General features: G+C 36.2%; 17 protein-coding genes. 11 read left to right on the forward strand and 6 right to left on the reverse strand.

Annotated elements, in window-relative coordinates:
- The first annotated feature begins 69 nt into the window (after nucleotides 1-69).
- On the forward strand, nucleotides 70-1,434 hold the full coding sequence (locus tag AC2UOP_RS05345) for an MATE family efflux transporter (RefSeq protein ID WP_484832904.1): 1,365 nt from the start codon (nucleotides 70-72) through the stop codon (nucleotides 1,432-1,434).
- A gap of 135 nt (nucleotides 1,435-1,569) precedes the next feature.
- Nucleotides 1,570-2,841 carry an ATP-binding protein gene (locus AC2UOP_RS05350; RefSeq protein ID WP_484832905.1) on the forward strand — a complete coding sequence of 424 codons (1,272 nt, stop codon included), beginning with the start codon at nucleotides 1,570-1,572 and terminating at the stop codon, nucleotides 2,839-2,841.
- Between the two features lie 213 nt (nucleotides 2,842-3,054).
- Here the strand turns inward: AC2UOP_RS05350 and pgeF are convergent, their stop codons facing one another.
- Nucleotides 3,055-3,780 carry a peptidoglycan editing factor PgeF gene (gene pgeF, locus AC2UOP_RS05355; RefSeq protein WP_484832906.1) on the reverse strand — a complete coding sequence of 242 codons (726 nt, stop codon included), beginning with the start codon at nucleotides 3,778-3,780 and terminating at the stop codon, nucleotides 3,055-3,057.
- Between the two features lie 58 nt (nucleotides 3,781-3,838).
- Nucleotides 3,839-5,221 (reverse strand): aminopeptidase, encoded by a 1,383-nt coding sequence (locus AC2UOP_RS05360; protein ID WP_484832907.1) that lies wholly within the window; start codon nucleotides 5,219-5,221, stop codon nucleotides 3,839-3,841.
- A 91-nt stretch (nucleotides 5,222-5,312) separates the two neighbouring features.
- On the opposite strand from AC2UOP_RS05360, the gene AC2UOP_RS05365 reads away from it, so the two are divergent.
- From AC2UOP_RS05365 to AC2UOP_RS05380, 4 genes are all read left to right on the forward strand, one after another.
- Nucleotides 5,313-6,560, forward strand: coding sequence for a dihydroorotase (locus tag AC2UOP_RS05365; protein ID WP_484832908.1), 1,248 nt, complete (start codon nucleotides 5,313-5,315; stop codon nucleotides 6,558-6,560).
- The gene (locus AC2UOP_RS05370) at nucleotides 6,535-7,653 is read left to right on the forward strand and encodes an ATP-NAD kinase family protein (protein WP_484832909.1); all 1,119 of its coding nucleotides are present in this window, start codon (nucleotides 6,535-6,537) and stop codon (nucleotides 7,651-7,653) included. Before AC2UOP_RS05365 ends, AC2UOP_RS05370 begins: the two co-directional genes overlap by 26 nt.
- 874 nt (nucleotides 7,654-8,527) lie before the next feature.
- The gene (locus AC2UOP_RS05375; RefSeq protein ID WP_480020599.1) at nucleotides 8,528-9,727 is read left to right on the forward strand and encodes an ATP-binding protein; all 1,200 of its coding nucleotides are present in this window, start codon (nucleotides 8,528-8,530) and stop codon (nucleotides 9,725-9,727) included.
- A 666-nt stretch (nucleotides 9,728-10,393) separates the two neighbouring features.
- Nucleotides 10,394-12,523 carry an adenosylcobalamin-dependent ribonucleoside-diphosphate reductase gene (locus tag AC2UOP_RS05380; protein ID WP_106018468.1) on the forward strand — a complete coding sequence of 710 codons (2,130 nt, stop codon included), beginning with the start codon at nucleotides 10,394-10,396 and terminating at the stop codon, nucleotides 12,521-12,523.
- A gap of 228 nt (nucleotides 12,524-12,751) precedes the next feature.
- Here the strand turns inward: AC2UOP_RS05380 and AC2UOP_RS05385 are convergent, their stop codons facing one another.
- The 4 genes from AC2UOP_RS05385 to AC2UOP_RS05400 are packed head-to-tail and all read right to left on the reverse strand — an operon-like array spanning nucleotide 12,752 to nucleotide 15,467.
- On the reverse strand, nucleotides 12,752-13,213 hold the full coding sequence (locus AC2UOP_RS05385; RefSeq protein WP_480019937.1) for a MarR family winged helix-turn-helix transcriptional regulator: 462 nt from the start codon (nucleotides 13,211-13,213) through the stop codon (nucleotides 12,752-12,754).
- A gap of 56 nt (nucleotides 13,214-13,269) precedes the next feature.
- Nucleotides 13,270-14,187, reverse strand: coding sequence for a 4Fe-4S binding protein (locus AC2UOP_RS05390; RefSeq protein ID WP_019214854.1), 918 nt, complete (start codon nucleotides 14,185-14,187; stop codon nucleotides 13,270-13,272).
- A gap of 4 nt (nucleotides 14,188-14,191) precedes the next feature.
- On the reverse strand, nucleotides 14,192-14,332 hold the full coding sequence (locus AC2UOP_RS05395; protein WP_019214855.1) for a CD1871A family CXXC motif-containing protein: 141 nt from the start codon (nucleotides 14,330-14,332) through the stop codon (nucleotides 14,192-14,194).
- Between the two features lies 1 nt (nucleotide 14,333).
- Nucleotides 14,334-15,467: a TlpA family protein disulfide reductase gene (locus AC2UOP_RS05400; RefSeq protein WP_484832910.1), complete on the reverse strand. Its 1,134-nt coding sequence runs from the start codon at nucleotides 15,465-15,467 to the stop codon at nucleotides 14,334-14,336.
- Nucleotides 15,468-15,763: 296 nt separating this feature from the next.
- Between AC2UOP_RS05400 and arcA the strand changes: the two genes are divergently transcribed.
- The 5 genes from arcA to AC2UOP_RS05425 all read left to right on the forward strand — a co-directional run bounded on the left by arcA (nucleotide 15,764) and on the right by AC2UOP_RS05425 (nucleotide 20,020).
- A complete protein-coding gene (gene arcA, locus AC2UOP_RS05405; protein ID WP_070600065.1) occupies nucleotides 15,764-16,987 on the forward strand; it encodes an arginine deiminase in 1,224 nt (407 codons plus the stop codon).
- A 34-nt stretch (nucleotides 16,988-17,021) separates the two neighbouring features.
- Nucleotides 17,022-18,023: an ornithine carbamoyltransferase gene (argF, locus tag AC2UOP_RS05410; protein WP_070600063.1), complete on the forward strand. Its 1,002-nt coding sequence runs from the start codon at nucleotides 17,022-17,024 to the stop codon at nucleotides 18,021-18,023.
- Nucleotide 18,024: 1 nt separating this feature from the next.
- Nucleotides 18,025-18,927 carry a carbamate kinase gene (gene arcC / locus AC2UOP_RS05415; protein WP_106018472.1) on the forward strand — a complete coding sequence of 301 codons (903 nt, stop codon included), beginning with the start codon at nucleotides 18,025-18,027 and terminating at the stop codon, nucleotides 18,925-18,927.
- A 101-nt stretch (nucleotides 18,928-19,028) separates the two neighbouring features.
- Nucleotides 19,029-19,259 carry a glutaredoxin family protein gene (locus tag AC2UOP_RS05420; RefSeq protein ID WP_019214860.1) on the forward strand — a complete coding sequence of 77 codons (231 nt, stop codon included), beginning with the start codon at nucleotides 19,029-19,031 and terminating at the stop codon, nucleotides 19,257-19,259.
- A 143-nt stretch (nucleotides 19,260-19,402) separates the two neighbouring features.
- The gene (locus AC2UOP_RS05425; RefSeq protein WP_484832911.1) at nucleotides 19,403-20,020 is read left to right on the forward strand and encodes a class I SAM-dependent DNA methyltransferase; all 618 of its coding nucleotides are present in this window, start codon (nucleotides 19,403-19,405) and stop codon (nucleotides 20,018-20,020) included.
- Nucleotides 20,021-20,173 lie beyond the last annotated feature (153 nt).

Raw genomic sequence — 20,173 nt, forward strand, 5'->3', positions numbered from 1 at the left:
CGCAAGGCGAAACATCTTGACAAGTTTCTCTCTTAGTGATAAAATGAAAAAATTGAAAGGATGAGTTAAATGAAAAATTTACGAGCTATGTTTAATGACAAAAGATTTTTAAAATTAGTATATAGCCTTGCAGTACCAGTTGCACTTCAAAATTTGCTCGCAAGTGTACTTAATACACTAGATACAACCATGATATCATCACTTGGCGACTATGCGATATCAGCTGTTGGACTTGCAAACCAAATTTTCTTCTTCATGACACTAATTTGCTTTGGTATAGCGACAGGAACCTCAGCGATGATAGCTCAGTTCTACGGTAAAGAAGACTACCAAGGCGTTAGAAGATCACATGGTATGGCGCTAATACTAGCAGTTATAGTATCAAGCGTATTTACAGTACTTGCGCTACTGATACCAGAACAACTTATGAAAATCTTTACACAAGACCCAAAGGTTATACCTTATGGAGTTACTTATCTTAGAGTAGTTTCATTCTCATACATACTAACAGCAGTAAACTTCATTTACTCAGTATCGATGAGAAGCATTGGCAATGCAAAGACGCCTCTAGTTGCCTCAACCATCGCCTTTTTCGGAAATGCCTTCTTTAACTATGTATTTATATTTGGTAAACTTGGTTTTCCAGCCATGGGCGTAGCGGGTGGCGCTTTAGGTACAATATTTGCACGTATATTAGAATTTGCAGTTTTATATATAGCACTTAAAAAACATAGAGGACCACTAACAGGTAAAATAAAAGACTTCGTGACATTCGACAGCCATTTCAAAAAAATGTATATAATGACAGCCGGACCAGTTATTATAAACGAAACATTCTGGTCACTAGGCCAAATCGTTTACCAAATTGCATACGCAAAGCTTGGCACAAGAAGCGTTACAGCCTTGCAGATAGGTATGACAGTACAAAATATATTCTTCGTTCTAGCTAGAGGCTTAGCAGGCGCATGCACAGTTATAGTCGGTAACTACATTGGCGCAGGAGATGAAGAAAAAGCATACAAATACGGCACATGGCTTTTGCAGTTATCAGCACTAACAGGCGTTATACTTGGCGCCTTGATGATAATATTTAGAGATACTTTCTTTGTGATGTTTCCAAATATCACAGCAGAGTCAAAAGCAATCGCATCAAATTTATTTATAGCTATGGGACTAATACTTTTCGTTAAAACACATAACTCGACCCTTGTAGTCGGCATATTTAGAGGCGGTGGAGACACAAGATACTCAATGCTTTTAGAGATGAGCTGCGTTTGGCTAATTGGAGTGCCAATGTCATTTTTAGGCTCAGTAGTATTTAAATTACCGCTACATTTTGTGTATTTGATGGCATGCTGCGAAGAAGTGGCCAAGGCTTGCATAGGACTACCCAGAGTAATATCAAAGAAATGGATAAAAAATCTAACAGATTAATAGATAAATATTTTAGAGCAGTTTAGGCTGCTCTTTTTTATGCCAAACACTTGAATGAAAATACGCCATTTACTTGAATGAATATTGACAAATGTGTATATATATGGTATTATAAGCATAAGAGGTGAGAGGCTCATGAAGAATTATTTACCAAGAATTACTGATAAATTACTTGATGAAAGACTTAAAGCAAAGGGAGCTATACTTATAGAAGGACCAAAATGGTGCGGAAAAACTACAAGTGCAAAAGAGTTCGCCAAGAGCTTTATTGCTATGGATGAGCCAGATAAGACTAAACAATATAAACAGATGGCTGAACTTAATCCAAGCGCTTTGCTTGAAGGAGAAACGCCTAGACTTGTTGATGAGTGGCAGCTTGCGCCAAACTTGTGGAACGCTGTTAGATATGAAGTCGATAAAAGGGACGACTTCGGTCAGTTTATATTGACAGGATCTGCTGTACCAGCTGAATTTGACGCGTCTATGCACAGTGGTACTGGCAGAATATCAAGACTTTATATGAGAACTATGAGTTTATATGAGTCTAAGGATTCGGATGGAGCCATTTCTTTGAGTGATCTTTTCGATGATAAAGAAATTTCGTGTGCAAATCATAAAACTTTGGATGATATTGCATTTTTGATATGCAGAGGCGGTTGGCCTATATCGATTAAATTAGAAGGTAAAGCTTCTCTATTTCAAGCGATAGATTATTTTGATTCTGTTGTGAAAAATGATATAAGCAGGGTTGATTCTGTAAAGAGAGATGTAGAAAAGGCAAAAAGCTTATTAAGGTCTTATGCAAGGCATGTAGGTTCACAGGCTCCTTTAGAAACTATAAGGAAGGATATGTTAGCTAATCAGGCTGATACTTTTGACCAAGTGACGCTTTATTCTTACATCGATGCACTAAAAAAGATATTTGTAATCGAAGATGCTCCTGCATGGAACCCGAATATTCGTTCAAAGACAGCCATTCGTTCGACTGATACGAGATATTTTATAGATCCATCAATTGCTACAGCTGCTTTGGGTATTGGCCCAAAAGATTTAATTCAAGATTTAAACACTATGGGATTTTTATTTGAAAACTTAGCTGTTCGTGATTTAAGAATATATTCAGAGCTTTTAGATGGAAGTGTTTATCACTATAGAGATAAGAGCGGACTTGAGTGTGATGCTGTAATTCACCTAAGAAATGGTTCTTATGGTCTTGTAGAGATAAAATTAGGTGGAGATAAACTTATTGAGGAGGGAGCTCAGACACTTAAGACTCTTTCTGATTTAATCGATACCAATAGCATGAAGAAGCCTTCATTTATGATGGTTTTGTGTGCACAAGCACCTTTTGCTTATAAAAGAAATGACGGTGTATACGTCGTACCAATAACATCATTAAGGCCATAGATATTTGCCAAACACTTGAATAAAATTACGCCATTTACTTGAATGAAATTGCGCCATTTACTTGAATTGATTTGTAGAATGGCTTGATATAGACGTTTTTAATTTGTAGAAAAAATAAAATGCTAGCTAAATTTAATTAGCTAGCATTGATTTTTTATTTCTCCTTTGCCCGCGAATATTGTATCATAATCGCGGGCATTATATCAAATATTTTTATATACAAACCAATGTATACATAAGTCCATAATCTTTTTTGTCGCGTCTATATGAGTGGAAGCGCTGGTCTGTGACTGTATCTACGCTTGAAATGTATATATTTTCTTCTTTAACACCTAGGCTCATTGCATCAAATTTCACTACTTGACCTAAATCTATTAAATAATGCGTTTCATCTTTTTTAAAAATAATATCCTCATAAGAAAAATTTTTCTCGAAAACATCTTTTACATCGTCCATCACTTCGAATGAATTTTTTTGTATATGTGGTCCGACATAAATTTTCAAATCTTTTGCTCTTGAACCAAGTCCCATCATTTTTTGAATAGCTTCTTTTATTATTGAGTTCGCTGTGCCTTTCCAGCCGGAGTGAACGGCTGCGATGCGTTTATTTACACAATCGTAGACTATTACTGGCAGACAATCTGCGCTCTTAATCACAAGTACGTCGCCTTTTTCGCCTATAAGTCCATCGGTATCGTCATAAAAATTTATGCCATGATCATGAGCTATGGCGATGTTATTGGAGTGCACTTGGCGTGTTACGTTTATGCTTTTATAATCAAGGCCCATGTGATGCAAAATTTTTGGAAGCTCGCCAACAAAGTAGTTTTCATTTCCTTTTATGTTTATGGGCTTAAGGCTCATCACGTTTTTAATGCCAAAATCGCTTAAATAATTGCTTATTAAATATTTTTCGTGTATTATTTCATAATCTTTCATAATTTTCCTCGCGTTCAAAATATGTAAAAGAAGCACCAATCAAGGTGCTTCATGTATTTTATTCAAAAAATGCTTTGTATGCTTTGTATGACATGTATGTGTCGAACTTTGATGTGATTTCGTTTGGTGCGTGCATGTTTAAAACTGCTGTACCGCAGTCAACTACTTCTGCGCCGTACTTGCTTAAAAGGTAAGCTATAGTTCCGCCGCCGCCTGCATCAACTCTACCAAGTTCGCCTGTTTGCCAAGCAACGCCTGCTTTGTCAAATATATCTCTTACATCTCTTAAGAATTCTGCGTTTGCATCGTTACATCCGCCTTTTCCGCCTGAGCCTGTGTATTTAGCTATTGCTATACCGCCACCTAATACAGCTGAGTTATTCTTTTCATATACTGAATCAAAGTTTGGATCGTAGCCAGCTGTTACGTCAGCTGAAAGTACCCAAGAATTCTTTAAGCATCTTCTAACTGTTAGAGCTGAGTAATCACCTTCAAGTGCAGCTAGTTCATGTAAAGCGTTTTCAAGAACATAGCTTGCCATACCAGTGTTACCTTGTGAGCCAACTTCTTCCTTATCCATAAACATAGCTAGAGCTGTGTATTTATTGTCTTTCATATCAAGAATGCCCTTAAGTCCTGCGAATGCGCAAACTCTGTCGTCTTGACCGTAGCTGAATATCATGGATCTATCTATACCTAGGTCACGCGCCTTTCCTGCTGGAACTACTTCGATTTCGGCAACTTTAAAGTCTTCTTCTTCGATGCCGTATTTTTCTTTTATAATTCTCATAACATTAGCTTTAACACGATTAGACTTATCATCGTCTTCACTTTCTAGTGGTATAGTGCCCATAAGTACGTTTAATTGTTCACCAAGTATGCCTTCAGCAAGTTTCTTTTGCATTTGTTCACGTGATAGGTGAATAAGTAGGTCAGTTATAGTGAATACTGGATCGTCATCGTCTTCACCGATTGAAATTTCAACCTTCTTTAAATCTTTTGTATAAACAACGCCATGAAGTGCTAGAGGGATAGTAGTCCATTGGTACTTCTTAACTCCGCCGTAGTAGTGAGTCTTTAAAAAGGCAAGTTCACTTGCTTCGTATAATGGATTTTGTTTAAGGTCAAGTCTTGGGCTGTCAATGTGAGCGCCAACAACTCTCATACCATCTTCCAATTTCTTTTCGCCTATAACGAATAATAAAACTGATTTTTCTTTGTTGTTAAAATAAAGTTTATCGCCCTTTTTAATTTTAGTGCCTTTTTCAATAAGCTTTTCTGCATCTTTAAAGCCGTTAGCTTCAGCCATGCGAATGATTTCTTTAACAGCTAGTCTTTCAGTTTTTGCTTTACTTAAAAAGTCTTTGTACTCTTCGTTGTAGCTTGTGATGTTTTCAAGCACATCATTTGAAAGATTTAGCCATGAAATTTTTTCTGCCATTGTAATTCCTCCTTTTTTTATATTATATCACATAGAAGCAAAAAATTCATCAATTTTGGGTATAAATATAAAAATCGTTATGGAGGTTTATATGTTAATTAAAAATATTAATTTTATTGATACAATTAATGATAGTATTACTAAGGTCGATATGCTTGTTGCAAATGGCGTAGTTACTGCAATTGAAGAGCATATAGATAGTGATGATGCTTGCGTGATCGATGGCGATGGCTTATACATTTCGCATGGCCTTATTGATACGCACGTTCACTTCAGAGACCCAGGCCAAACTTATAAAGAAGATTTAGCTACTGGAGCGGCGGCTGCAAAGCGAGGCGGCTACACAGCTGTGCTTCTTATGGCAAACACAAAACCTGTTGTTGATAGTGCTGAGACACTTGAAGATATTTTAAATAGATCAAAAAATTTAGGTATATCCATTTATCAAAACGCTACAGTTACTAAGGGTATGCTTGGCGAGGAGCTCGTTGATATGGATGTACTTCACAAGGCAGGCGCAATCGGTTTTACTGATGATGGCAAGCCTATAATGAAGGCGAAACTTTTGTATGACGCTCTAATCGAAGCCAAAAAATACGATGCACCGATCAGTTTACATGAGGAAGACCCATTCTTTATTAAAAAAGCGGGCAAAAATGAAACAGCTCCAGCCATTGCCGAGGCGGTTATGGTGGCGCGCGATGCGTATCTAGCAGTAAAAGCGGATTCAAAATTAAACTTCCAACATATATCATCGGCCGATTCACTAGAAATTATTAGAAATTATAAAAAATATACGGATAAAATATTTGCCGAGGTCACTCCTCATCACTTTACATTAACAGAGGAGGCTGTTGAGAAACACGGCACTTTAGCAAAAATGAATCCGCCTTTAAGGACAGCTGCTGATAGAGAAGCTATCATAGAAGCTATCAAAGACGGCACCATAGACATAATTGCGACTGATCATGCGCCTCATGCAGCTGAAGAAAAGGCAAAGGATTTCTTTAGCGCTCCAAGCGGCATCATAGGTCTTGAAACAGCGCTGCCACTTGCAATAAGTGAGCTTCACCACAAGCATGGTATTGATCTAATAAAAATTATTAAGATGCTTACTATTAATCCAGCAAAGCTATATGGGCTTGAAGAGGGCAGTATAAAGGTCGGTTCGAAGGCTGATTTAGTAATTTTTGATATAAATAAAGAATTTATATATGAAAAATCTTCATCTAAGTCGCAAAATTCACCATTCTTAGGTGAAAAATTAAAAGGAAAAGTTATTTATACGATAAAAAATGGAGAGGTGGTTTACAGTGAAGACGATAGGTTTAATTGTTAATCCAAAGGCTGGCGTCGGCGGCTCCGTTGCGCTAAAGGGTTCGGACGGCGAGGATATATATGAAGAAGCGATAAAGCGTGGCGCGAGTGAAAAAGCGCATCTAAGATGCGAAGAAGCTTTTGGTCACCTACTTGATATAAAGTACGAGTTCAAGGTTTTTACAGGAAATCACAGGCTTGGCGAGGACGAGATGAAAAAACTTGGACTAAATTATGAAGTCGTTTACGAGACAGATGCTGATACAACGGCTGAAGATACGAAAAATGCTTTAAAAGAGATACTTAAGAAAGACGTTGACATGATTGTATTTGCAGGGGGAGACGGCACAGCTCGTGATGTTTATGACGCAGTGGGCTTAACAAAGCCCGTGATCGGGATACCCGCTGGAACTAAGATGCATAGCTCAGTCTTTGGCGTTTCGCCAAAGTCTGCTTCAGAAGTCATCAGAGCCTTTATACTAGATGAATCCTACGAAATAATCGAGTCAGAGGTCATGGATATAGATGAGGACGCCTTCAGAAAAGAGATTTTAAACGTAAAACTTTATGGCGCTCTAAATGTAGTTAACAAGGGAAAGATGGTGCAAGTGGGTAAGAGCCCTCAAAGTGCATCAGAAAACGCAGATCTTGAATCCATCGCTCAATACGTTGTTGATGAAATGAAGGACGATACGCTATATATAGTCGGAAGTGGCTCAACCATTCGTCCGGTTATGAAGCTTCTAGGCCTTGAAAATTCACTACTTGGCGTCGATCTTGTATATAATAAGAAACTTATCAAAAAAGATGCGAGCGAGAGTGAAATTTATGAGGCACTAAAAAAATATCCTAAGAGAAAAATTATCGTTACCATCATTGGCGGCCAAGGCTACATCTTCGGTCGTGGCAATCAACAGTTTTCTTCGAGAGTAATTAGAGAAGTAGGCAAGGAAAATATCATAGTCATAGCAACACAATCAAAATTAAACAGCATAGCAGGAGGCAATTTGCTTGCAGATACAGGCGACGACGCGACAAACGAGTACCTAGCAGGCTACTATAACGTTATCGTTGACTATAATTACATGAAACTCATAAAACTAGTTTATTTGTAAAAAATATTAGTTTTACGAAAATATTTTGTAAAAAGCCTTGACAAATTTTATAAACATAGTATAATATTCTCTGTGATAAATAGAAATAATACTTGATATAGAGGAAAGAGGAGAATATGAGTAAATTTAAACGCAAATGGAGAAAGAGTAAGTCACTTGCAAGAACATTCGCACTAGTACTTAGTATTGTGATGATCTTGTCGATAGTGTTACCAATATTAATAAATAATTAATTATATAAATTAGCTTCCTAAGAGGAAGCTAATTTTTTACTAAATTTTCATTCAAATGCGCCCTTGCACTCGTTCCCTCCTTGGCAATGCTCGAGTACATTTGTACACTCCGCTTGCCTCGTCAGTCCACATCGTGCAATCATCACATTTGCTCTGAAAATTTTAATGAATAGATCTAAATATACGATTTTTCGCTTGTGATTATATAGTTACTTACACGAAATATATTTTTTACCAATACTAGAAAAGTGATTTTCACGAGCAAAGCATTCGGAGAAAACTGTATTTAGCGAGAAAAGATATGTTCCAAAAGCAGCGCATTGAGACAAATTGCTTCAATTGCTTAGAGAAGTGAGCTGCCCGAAAATTCATCTAGTGGAGCGCAGCGTAACGAATATGAATTTTCAAGCGAACGAACTTAGCAATTGTCAATTTGTTGAACTAAGCTGCGTGGAACTATCTTTTCGATGTGCAAGCTTAGAAATTATCAGTTTTCGTAGATTAGCAAGCGAAGGAAAACACTTTTTGTTTACATAAACAATTAAGTATTTAAGCAGCTTTGTTCAATCCTATTTCCCAAACTCTAAAATTATTTGACTTTGGGAAGTAGATGTGCTATGATTAACTTAGCAGGTGAGATTATGAAAATTATTAAAAGAGAAAAGTACTTAGACAGACTCATAGGACTTAAAAATACGCCAGACATAAAAATTATTACAGGTATGAGACGTTCTGGCAAGTCTGAGCTTCTTAAAAACTATATAAAATATCTTGAAGAAAACGATAAAAATGCGAACATTATCTATATTGACCTTCAGTTATTAGAAAATGAAGATTTACTTGACTACAAAGAGCTTAATCGCTACATCGTAGGTCATTATCAAGAGGCTAAAAATAATTATCTTTTCATAGATGAAGTGCAATTATGTAAACATTTTGAGAAAACTATTAACAGTCTTCACTCGCAAAAACTTTTTGACATCTACCTAACGGGATCAAACGCATTTTTGCTAAGTAGCGACTTAGCTACACTTTTTACAGGTAGATACATTGGAGTAGAGGTATTTCCATTCTCATTTAAAGAGTTTATGGACTACTTTGAATACGAGGACATTGATAAGGCTTTTGGGGCATACATTGACATGGGCGGCATGGCTGGCTCATACGTCTACACTAATGAAGAAGACAGAAAAGCTTACCTTAAGAGTGTTTACGAGACAAGCATAATGCGCGATTTGGTTCAAAGGCACGATATCAGAGACAAGGTGCTACTAAAAAAGCTAGGAGATTTTATGCTTTCGAATATAGCTAACCTCACTTCATTAAGGAAGATTGCGGATACTTTAAAAAGCGACAAACAGTCTGTTAATCACAAGACTATAGCTGATTATGTCTCGTATTTGTGTGAGTCATTTTTGTTTTACAAGATGAATAGATACGACATACAAGGCAAATCATACCTTGCTACCATAGAAAAGTATTATTTGGTTGACCATGGCTTTAGATCGGCTATACTAGGCACCAAAAACATGGACTATGGCAGAATATATGAGAACATGGTTGCACTTGAGTTATATAGAAGGGGTTACGAAGTTTATGTGGGAAAACTTTATGAAAAAGAGGTAGACTTTGTTGCGATGAAGGCAAGTGAGAAGATATATATACAAGTATCAGATGATATAAGTACTGAAAAAACTATGAAGAGAGAGTTAGAGCCACTTCTTTCTATAAGGGATGCTTATCCGAAATTTATTATCTCAAATACAAAACATCCGATGACGCTTATGGAAGGGGTTAAAATATATGATTTAGCTAGATGGCTAGCTGGTGACGAAGTTTAATTTCGCACTAAAGCGAGCCCTTGAACTCATTCCCTTTTTCGTCAATGCTCAACTTATTTCGCATTAAGTTGAGCCCTTTTGCTAGTTTCAAATTTTTCGTCGCTGCGGAGTGCGAATTTGCACACCTCACTCCAAAAAATTCTGCACAACGCAAAATCATCTCAACTTCTCTGCGAACTAAGCGTTTGAGTCACTTTGTATAGTATTATAAAAATTTGCTTCGTCCAATCATCTCGCTTTATCTGCGAAATTTGTATTGTGCAAGTACAAAGCAAGGCTCAGAAGGGCTTCTGAGAACATTAGCGTTTCGAGTTTAAGCCCTTGAACTCGTTAGAGTGATTATAGTTGTAGAACTTAGTTAATACTAGGTTCTTTTTTATTCTACAATCAAGTATTTAAGCAGCTTTTCGCAATCATATTTCCCAAACTCTAAAATATTTTGACTTTGGGAAATAGGAATCTATTATCATGCTAAAATAATAAAAATAAGACTTTAGTATTAATTTTTCTAAACACAATTTTTAAAGGCGCGGCCATTACATAAACCTAAACTATTTATATATTTATGTCGATAATTTAACAATTATTATCTTGAAAAATCGTCTCGCTTATACTATAATGTGTATGTAGGAAATTTTTAAACACAATATATAGATAGGAGGACTTATGTTAAAGGTAGAAAAGCGTAATGGCAATGTGGTCGATTTTGAGCAAGACAAGATTAAAATTGCCATTGAAAAGGCGATGAAAGAAACTGATAAGGGGATTGATGAAGAGGTTTCTCAGAAAATCGCGAGTGAAGTTTTTGAAGAGTTAAAGAACAAGGAACTTGTTGATATAGAGGATATACAAGACTTAGTTGAATTCTCTCTGATGAAGTATAGACCAGAGGTTGCGAAGAAATACATTCTTTACAGACAAGAAAGAACTAAGCTTAGAGAAAAGGGCTGGGACATGACTGCTCTACAAAGGGACATCTATGACAAGAAATATCGCTACGATGGCGAATCTTTCAACGATTTTCTTACTAGAGTTAGTGGCGGCAATGAATACATTAAAAAAGCTATCAAGGATAAAAAGTTTATGCCAGCGGGCAGGATACTTGCAGGACGCGGTCTTGACAAGCTTGGTAGAAAGATTACTTTATCTAACTGCTATGTAATGCCAAAGGTCGAAGACAGTATCGAATCTATCTTTGATACAGCGAAATACCTTGCTAGAACTTATAGTTATGGTGGTGGCTGCGGTGTAAACATATCAAAGCTTCGTCCAAAGGGAGCAAGAGTCAATAACGCAGCGCTTACTACGACTGGATCCGTTTCATTTATGGACTTATTCAGCTTAGTAACTGGTCTTATAGGCATGCGCGGCAGACGTGGCGCACTTATGCTAAACATGGACTCATCTCACCCAGATATAGAAGAATTTATCAACGTGAAGAATGACCTTGACAAGGTGACTTACGCAAACATCTCTGTAAATGTTGATGACGAGTTTATGAAAGCTGTTAAAAATGATACAGAATATGACCTACACTTTACTGTTGAAGCCAATGGTCAAGAGATACACAAAAAGGTTAGAGCCAAAGAATTATTTGAAAAACTAGCCTACAATAACTGGAACGACGCAGAGCCAGGCATTTTATTTAAAGATAGAATTGATTCGTGGCATTTAATGAGCGAGTTCGACGATTTTGAGTTTGCAGGCGTAAATCCATGTGCAGAAGAGCCACTACCAGCCTTTGGTAGCTGTAACCTATCTTCAATAAACATCTCAAATTTTGTTAAATATCCATTCAAGGAAGATGCTTATTTTGATTTTGAAGATTTTAAAGTAGCCGTTAAACATGGCGTAAGATTCTTAAATGGAGTACTTGACGAAAACGCAGAGCTTCATCCACTTAAAGAGCAAAGAGAAGTTGCTAAAAATCTAAGACAAATCGGTTTGGGACTTATGGGTGTAGCTGACATGTTTATCAAATTAGGCATAAGATATGGCTCAGACGAGTCCATTGAATTAATCAAAAAAATAGGTAGAGTCATGATAAACGAAGCACTTAGAGAGTCAGCTATGCTTGCAAAAAAAGACGGACCATTCCCAATGTATAGAGAAAAAGAATTCTTAGCATCAAAATTCCTTCAAAAGAACGCCGATCCAGACGTAATTGAATTAATTAAGGAACATGGTATAAGAAACTCACAACTATTAACAATGGCGCCAACAGGCTCAATCTCAACATTACTTGGCTGTTCCAACGGTGTTGAGCCAATTTTCCAAATCTCATACACAAGAAAAACTGAAAGTTTAAACAACGAAGACACTTACTACAAAGTTTATACTGAAATAGTTCGTGAATACATGGATGCTCACGGCATTAGAGACGAAGAAGATTTGCCAGACTTTATCATAACAAGTAAAGACCTTGATTACAAGGACAGAATACTTGTTCAATCCGCTTGGCAAGAGTTTATCGACGCGTCAATATCTTCAACATGCAACGTTCCAAACGAGTTTACAGTTGAACAAGTCGAAGAGCTTTACATGTTTGCGTGGGAAAAAGGCCTTAAGGGCGTAACTATCTATAGAGATGGCTGCCAAAGAGCCGGCATATTGATCTCGAACAATAAAAAATCTACTAAAGAAAAGATAGACGAGCTTCAAGGCGAGATCGATGCGCTTGCAAAGAACGCACTTGCAGAAAACCCTGATGTTTGCCCAATGTGCGGTGGCAAGATGAATCACTCAGGAGGCTGCAGAGAGTGCCAAGACTGCGGTTATAGTCCTTGCTCAATCTAATTTAATATATGTTTATATGATCCCGGGGAGCCTCGGGATCTTTTTTTGTGTCATGATTATGGACTCGTTATGACAATATTTTTGCCATAATAATTATTTTTTCGAAATAAATATTTTTAACAAAACTATTTTTATAACTTTTTCATAATAAATAAATTTTTATAATTAATTTTCAAGCTTATCCCATTAAAAAAGAGCCATCCATATTGATGACTCTTGATATACATATTAATTTTTCTTTTCTAATATGCCTTTATTTTCTTTAAGTAATTCGGATAATTTTTTAAGCTCATCACGAACATGTTTTTTCTCTTCGTCTGTGTAATGACCCCCGATTACGCTCTCTACAAAGTTAACTCTGTGGTCAACCACTTCGTCTAAAACATGTATACCTTTTTCAAGAGGTGAGATACGTATAACTCTTTTGTCTTTTTCATCTTTTTTTCTTTCAACAAAACCAAGTTTTTCCATCCTATCGATAAGGTCTGTTACAGTTGAAAATGCAAGGCCCATGGATCTACTTAAATCACCTATGCTGATCGGATTGTCTTTATATTTCACTATAAATTGAAGTGCGGAAAACTGTGGCGGTGTAACGCCTAAGCTTGATAAAATCTTTCTTCCTTCTACCCTTACAGCAAAGTCTGCTCTTCTTAAGAAAAGCTCTATATCACGAATTGTATCGTTCATCTTCTCCTCCTTAAAGATATTTGCAATATCAATATATAAATTATATAATAATTTAATTATTTTGTCAAATTTTCTTTTTCAGAGCAAGATGCACAGCCAACTTGTTTAGAGCAAGATGCACAGCCAACTTGACCGAATAAGTGATGTACCTTGATTGCGTTTACTGGACAATGTCTTACGCAGTCATTACATCTTATGCATTCTGGCGAATTTGGGTTTTCGTATGTCTTTATACCAAATTTACAAACTTTCTCGCATTTTCTACAGTGTATACATGATGAATCGATGGAGAAGTTATAAAAACTGATTTTATTAAAAAGACCATAGATAGCGCCTAATGGGCAGATGAAGCGGCAGAAGACTCTGTATGAGAATATGCTTACTAAGACAACTACTATCAAAATTGTTAATTTTGAGAAGAAAAGTGTTCCAAGCATTTGTCTTAAATCTGCGTTTTTAGCGATTAGTGGAAGACCTCCCTCTAAAATGCCTTGTGGGCAGATAAGTTTACAAAAGTATGGATTACTTGAACCAAAATCATCTTTAAGTAGTAGTGGCATGCCTATTACAAAAACTGCTAGAATCACGTATTTTATGTAGCTTAAGTATTTAGCGATACTTGGTTTTATCACAAGCTTCTTTGTCTTGATCTTGTATAAAAGGTCTTGAATTAGTCCAAATGGGCAAAGGAAGCCGCAGATGAATCTACCTAAAAGTATGCCAAACAAGAATAAAAATCCTAGCACATAAAAAGCTATCGCGTGAGCAGGTGAGCCTATGCATGCTTGCAAGGAGCCTATAGGGCAGGCTCCAAGCGCAGCTGGGCAAGAGTAGCAGTTAAGTGTTGGTACACAAAATTGTTTTAAATTGCCTTGATATATTTTGCCTTTTAAATAATTTGGTAAGATGGGGTTTGACGCAAAGAAAAATAATACTTGCGAGATCCATCTTTTTGATTTTTTAACTATCTTCATAATTCTAACCCAGTCCTATGCATTCAAAACAGATATTGGCAGCTTTTTTAAGTACTGTCAAATAATCAAGTCTTTTGTATCCTACGAACAAGAAAGCTATGGCCATGGCTAAAAATACATATTGCGTTACTTTCTTTTTCTTCATTTTATTTCATCTCTTTCGGAATGTATTGTTCACAAAGTTCTTTAAATCCTTCGTAGCTTTGAGCACCGATGATAGGTGAGCCAACGATATTACCTTCTTTGTCAAGAACAAATGTAGTTGGATATCCTGTAACAGCTGCTAGGAATTTACTGCCCATCTCTTCTGTTGGAACAAGGTTTGGATAAGAACATCCCTTACTTTCAACGATTCTCTTTGCAAGAGCAATTATATCTTCACGGTTTTGTTTTAAAGCGTCGCTCATATTATCATTTGCTGGACTTATATCAGAAACGATTCCTAAGAAACCAATTTTGTCCTTGTATTCTTCATAAACCTTAGCAAGGTCTGGCATTTCTTTCTTGCATGGTCCGCAGAAAGTTCCCCAAACATTTACTATAGTATACTCATGTTCAGCTAAAAAGTCTTTTGCAACAAATTTTTTACCATAAATATCTTCTGAATCAAAATCAAATTTTGCAGCAGCGCCTTCTTGACTTCCGTCAATGCTAAGCGGCTTAGCTACTTTTACAGACTTTTTAACATTTTCAAGGTCTTCGTATAATTTATCATAAATATCTTGATCTTCGCCAGTAAGTCCTTCAGCCTTGTTCATGTATGACCATACAAAGTTGTATCCATCAACACTTGCTAATTTTTCATTGTTATCAAAACCAGTTAAAGCCTTTAAACCTTCATCATCCTTTGGCATTTTGTCGTCAGCTATAACATTTACAGCCCACATCTTAGAAAATTCATTGATAACTTTGTCAAGCTCTTCCTTTTTCTTGTCTTCACCTAAAGATTGGTCTGTAAGTAATTTTGCATAAGCGTTAGCTTGTTCAGTAGTAGCAAAGCTTGATTTAACTCCGCCGTATATGTCGCCAGCGTGATCTCTTTTTTCAAGAAGCTCGTTATAAACGTGAATGTTTTCGAATGGCTTGCCCCAAACTTCAGGGTTTAAAGTGTACTTAACGCCACTTGTTTGTATACCGACAGTACCTTTATCCATGTCTTCTTGAGTAGATTTGATCTCACCTTGATCAACAACGTGATCTCCTCCAGATGACTTGTTACAACTAAATAAGAATAAACTTGTCATCATTAGTAATAATAATAATTTTTTTAAATTCTTCATTTCTTTCCCTCCATAATTTAAATAATTTAAATGAAAATTTCGATTTACAAAAAGATTATACAACATAAAAAATTCATTTACAAGTTAAATGGACTAAATAATATATACAAAATAGTAACAAAAGATATATTAAAAACTTTCTTCATATTATATATGTATTGATATTATTTATCACAATGTAACTCTTATATCGGTTTAGTACAATTAAAAGATAAATTATGTAAATATCCCTTGAAAAATTAATACAGTTGTGTTAGAATAGATATGTAAGTTAATATTACAAAAGGAGTGATTTTATGGAAAAAGGAGTTAGAGTTTATTCAGAAATTGGTAAACTTAGAAAAGTAATCCTTCACAGACCTGGTGAAGAAATTAACAACGTATCACCAGATACAATGCAAGAATTACTTTTCGACGAAGTACCTTATTTGGATCAAGCACTAAGAGAACATGATTTCTTTGCAAACCTTTTAAAAGAAAGTGGATGCGAAGTTTATTATCTAGAAGACTTAGTTGCTGACGTAATTAAGGACAAAAACTTAAAGGAAAGCTTAATCGAAGAATTCTTAGACGAAGCTGACCTACACACACCTAATGAAAGATACATCATGAAGGATATCTTGTTACAACAAAAGACTGATAAAGATATGGTTATGAAGATGATAGCTGGTACAAGAATGACTGAGCTTACTAAGAGAAGCAAAGAAACACTTGCTGACTTCTCAGATGCTGACAGATATTTCTTAACAGTACCAATGCCAAACGCATACTTCACAAGAGACCCATTCGCAAACATCGGTCACGGTGTTGCTATCAACAAGATGTGGTCAAATGTTAGAAGAAGAGAAACATTATTTGGTAAATATATCTATGACCATCACGAAATGTTCAAGGGAGTAGACGTACCTAGATGGTATGACAGAACAGATACTTTCCACACAGAAGGCGGAGACCAACTTATTCTTACTAAAGATGTATTAGCAGTAGGTATCTCTCAAAGAACTGAAGCAGCAGCACTTCAAAAATTAGCTGAAAACGTTTTGAACGCTGGCGAATTTAAGACAGTTCTTGCAATTAACATCCCTCAATCACACGCATTCATGCACCTTGACACAGTATTCACAATGATCGATAAGGATAAATTCACTATCCATCCAGAAGTTGAAGGACCTCTAGTAGTTTACTCAATGGTTAAAGACGGTGACAAGATCGTTATCACTGAAGAAAAGGACTCACTAGATAAGATTTTAGCTCACTACCTAGGCTTAGATGCAGTTGATCTAATCAGATGCGGCGGCGGACTAGGAATTGACGCTCAAAGAGAACAATGGAACGACGGATCAAACACATTAGCTATCGCCCCAGGCGAAGTTGTAGTATATGACAGAAACGTAGTAACTAATGATTTACTTGAAAAAGAAGGAATCAAATTACACAGAATGCCATCATATGAACTTTCAAGAGGTAGAGGCGGCCCAAGATGTATGTCTATGCCACTTTACAGAGAAGATGTTAAATAATTAAAAAATTCTAAAATACGGAGGTTATTAAAGAATGGCAGTTAATTTACACGGCAGAAATTTCATCACACTAAAAGATTTTACACCAGATGAAATCCACTACCTATTAAACCTAGCTAGCGACTTAAAAGCTAAGAAGAGAGCAGGTATTAAAGGTGATTTACTAGATAGAAAGAACATCGTACTTTTATTTGAAAAAACAAGTACAAGAACAAGATGTTCATTCGAAGTTGCTTGTATGGACGAAGGTGGCCAAGTTACATTCTTAGGCTCACAAGACTCACAAATGGGCAAAAAAGAATCAATCGAAGATACTGCAAAAGTATTAGGTAGATTCTACGATGGTATCGAATTTAGAGGATTTAAACAAGAAACAGTTGATACACTTGCTAAACACGCAGGAGTACCAGTTTGGAACGGTTTAACAGACCTTTACCATCCAACACAAATCTTAGCTGACTTCATGACAGTTAAAGAATATGTTCCAAAGCCATTTAACGAAGTTAAATTCGTTTACGTAGGCGACGCTAGAAATAACATGGGTAACTCCCTAATGATAGGCGCTGCTAAGATGGGTATGCACTTTGTTGCTTTAGCTCCAAAGGAATTATGGCCATCAAAAGAACTTGTTAAGGAAATGGAAGAAGTTTCCAAAGTAACAGGTGCAACTATCGAATTCGAAGAAGACGTTAAGAAAGCAGTTAAAGGCGCAGACGTTATCTATACAGACGTTTGGGTATCAATGGGTGAAGAAGACAAATTCGAAGAAAGAATTAAACTTCTAAAACCATATCAAGTAAATATGGACATGATCAAAGCTACAGGCAACGAACATGTTGTATTCTTACACTGCTTACCAAGCTTCCACGACCTTAACACTAAGATCGGAGCTGAAATTGGTGAAAAATACGGCTTAAAAGAAATGGAAGTTACTGACGAAGTATTCAGAAGCAAATACTCAAGAGTATTTGACGAAGCTGAAAACAGAATGCATACTATAAAAGCAGTTATGGTTGCTACTATAGGAAAACTATAGAATGAAGGTAGTAGTTGCATTAGGAGGCAACGCTCTAGGAAAAACTTGTGCAGAACAAAAAGAATTAGTTAAGAAGACAGCAAAACCAATCGTCGACTTAATCGAACAAGGTAATAAAGTTACCATAGCTCATGGCAACGGCCCTCAAGTAGGACTTATCAATAACGCATTCAAAGGCGATATGCCATTTGCTGAATGCGGCGCAATGAGCCAAGGCTACATCGGATACCACTTACAAAATGCCATCAAGGCAGAACTAAAGAAAAGAGGCATCAAAAAGAACGTAGCAACAGTTATTACACAAGTTTTAGTAGATAAAGATGACAAAGCATTCCAAAATCCAACTAAGCCAATCGGTCTATTCTATACAAAAGAAGAAGCTGAAAAGCTTATGGACGCAACAGGCGACACATACGTTGAAGACGCAGGTAGAGGCTACAGAAAAGTTATAGCTTCACCAAAGCCTATAGACGTTATAGAAAAGGATGTTATCAGTCACTTAATTGAAGCTGGAGACGTTGTAATCACAGTTGGCGGCGGCGGAATCCCAGTTGTTGCAAACGGCGATGGCTACGAAGGAGTAGCAGCTGTTATCGACAAAGACTTCGCTTCAGAAAAACTTGCTGAGATAGTTGATGCAGATCAATTAATCATATTAACAGCAGTTGAAAAAGTTGCCATAAACTTCGGTAAAGAAAATCAAGAAGAGCTTGACAAAGTAACAGTAGATGAGATGAAAAAGTACTCAGAAGAAGGTCACTTCGCAAAAGGATCAATGCTTCCAAAAGTTGAAGCAGCGATCATGTTTGCCGAATCAAAACCAGGTAGAGTTAGCTTAATCACATCACTTGAAAAAGCAGGCGAAGGTATCGAAGGAAAAACTGGAACAATAATTTCTAAATAGTAGAAATATATTAGAAAGAGCAGATTAATTTCTGCTCTTTTTGTTTTAAAAGAATTAGCCATGGGTATATATCTAGTGACAAAAATTTAGGAGGGATAATAATGAAAGATATTACAGTTTATACAAGTACAACTTGTTCATTCTGCCACATGGTAAAGGATTACCTAGACAGCAAAGGATTAAAATACACAGAAAAGAACATTGCAGAGGACAAAGAAGCTAGGATGGAAATGATGAAGATGGGCTTCACAGGCGTTCCAGTTGTAATTATTGGTGATGAAAAGATACTTGGCTACGACAAAGCAAAGATTGACGCAGCATTAGAAGACTAAGATATTTACACGAAGTATGTACCCTTTGGTGCATACTTTAATATCTTTATGCAAAATATGAGTCAAAAGCCTTAAAGCCATCTAAATTATTCTAGCTTTTATTAAATTAATGAAAAGCATAAAAGATAATTTAAGGAGGAAATATGCTAGACAAATTTGGATTTGATTTATGGGCCGAGGATTACGACAAAACAGTTGAAATCTCTGAGAGTGAGGACGAATATCCGTTCGCTGGATATAAAAGCGTTCTTGCCTATATCTACGACGCCGTTAGAAAAATGAAGGCAAAAAAAGTTCTTGACATAGGTTTTGGTACGGCGATACTTTCAAAAAAACTTTATGATGATGGTCTTGAGATACACGGTCAAGATTTTTCAAAGAATATGCTCGATATAGCACTTCAAAAAATGCCAAAGGCAAAATTATATGAAGGCGATTTCGCAAAAGCCTTAGACAAGAATATATTGAATGAAAAATATGACGCGATACTCGCAACATATTCAATTCATCATATAATTGATGCCGAGAAAAAAGATTTTTTAATGAGACTAATCAGTTTATTAAACGATGACGGCAAAATTTTCATTGGCGACGTAAGCTTTTTAGACAAAAAATCATTGGAATCTTGCAGAGAAAAGTCAAAGGATTATTGGGATGATGACGAGCATTACATTGTTTACGAGAGCATCAAGAAAGATTTCCCAAATGCAATTTTCGAAAAAATAAGTTTTTGTTCAGGCGTTTTGATATTAGAAAAATAATTACTAAAGTATGTACCTTTTGGTGCATACTTTTTTATGGATATAGATAGACGAAGAAAAAAGGTGGAAACCCACCGAAATTCTTCGAGTTAATATATTTTATTTCTTACAAAATAGTAACAATTAATGAAAATCCATTCACGGCGCACTTTA

The organism is Fenollaria sp. (assembly GCF_057222035.1).

What these genes read in the sequence shown, in the direction of transcription:
- AC2UOP_RS05380 (WP_106018468.1), top strand. Translation starts at nt 10,394, where the DNA reads ATGTTAAAGGTAGAAAAGCGTAATGGCAATGTGGTCGATTTTGAGCAA.
- AC2UOP_RS05365 (WP_484832908.1), top strand. Translation starts at nt 5,313, where the DNA reads ATGTTAATTAAAAATATTAATTTTATTGATACAATTAATGATAGTATT.
- AC2UOP_RS05345 (WP_484832904.1), top strand. Translation starts at nt 70, where the DNA reads ATGAAAAATTTACGAGCTATGTTTAATGACAAAAGATTTTTAAAATTA.
- AC2UOP_RS05420 (WP_019214860.1), top strand. Translation starts at nt 19,029, where the DNA reads ATGAAAGATATTACAGTTTATACAAGTACAACTTGTTCATTCTGCCAC.
- AC2UOP_RS05395 (WP_019214855.1), bottom strand. Translation starts at nt 14,332, where the DNA reads ATGAAGAAAAAGAAAGTAACGCAATATGTATTTTTAGCCATGGCCATA.
- AC2UOP_RS05360 (WP_484832907.1), bottom strand. Translation starts at nt 5,221, where the DNA reads ATGGCAGAAAAAATTTCATGGCTAAATCTTTCAAATGATGTGCTTGAA.
- AC2UOP_RS05390 (WP_019214854.1), bottom strand. Translation starts at nt 14,187, where the DNA reads ATGAAGATAGTTAAAAAATCAAAAAGATGGATCTCGCAAGTATTATTT.
- AC2UOP_RS05375 (WP_480020599.1), top strand. Translation starts at nt 8,528, where the DNA reads ATGAAAATTATTAAAAGAGAAAAGTACTTAGACAGACTCATAGGACTT.
- AC2UOP_RS05425 (WP_484832911.1), top strand. Translation starts at nt 19,403, where the DNA reads ATGCTAGACAAATTTGGATTTGATTTATGGGCCGAGGATTACGACAAA.
- arcA (WP_070600065.1), top strand. Translation starts at nt 15,764, where the DNA reads ATGGAAAAAGGAGTTAGAGTTTATTCAGAAATTGGTAAACTTAGAAAA.
- AC2UOP_RS05350 (WP_484832905.1), top strand. Translation starts at nt 1,570, where the DNA reads ATGAAGAATTATTTACCAAGAATTACTGATAAATTACTTGATGAAAGA.
- argF (WP_070600063.1), top strand. Translation starts at nt 17,022, where the DNA reads ATGGCAGTTAATTTACACGGCAGAAATTTCATCACACTAAAAGATTTT.
- AC2UOP_RS05385 (WP_480019937.1), bottom strand. Translation starts at nt 13,213, where the DNA reads ATGAACGATACAATTCGTGATATAGAGCTTTTCTTAAGAAGAGCAGAC.
- arcC (WP_106018472.1), top strand. Translation starts at nt 18,025, where the DNA reads ATGAAGGTAGTAGTTGCATTAGGAGGCAACGCTCTAGGAAAAACTTGT.
- pgeF (WP_484832906.1), bottom strand. Translation starts at nt 3,780, where the DNA reads ATGAAAGATTATGAAATAATACACGAAAAATATTTAATAAGCAATTAT.
- AC2UOP_RS05400 (WP_484832910.1), bottom strand. Translation starts at nt 15,467, where the DNA reads ATGAAGAATTTAAAAAAATTATTATTATTACTAATGATGACAAGTTTA.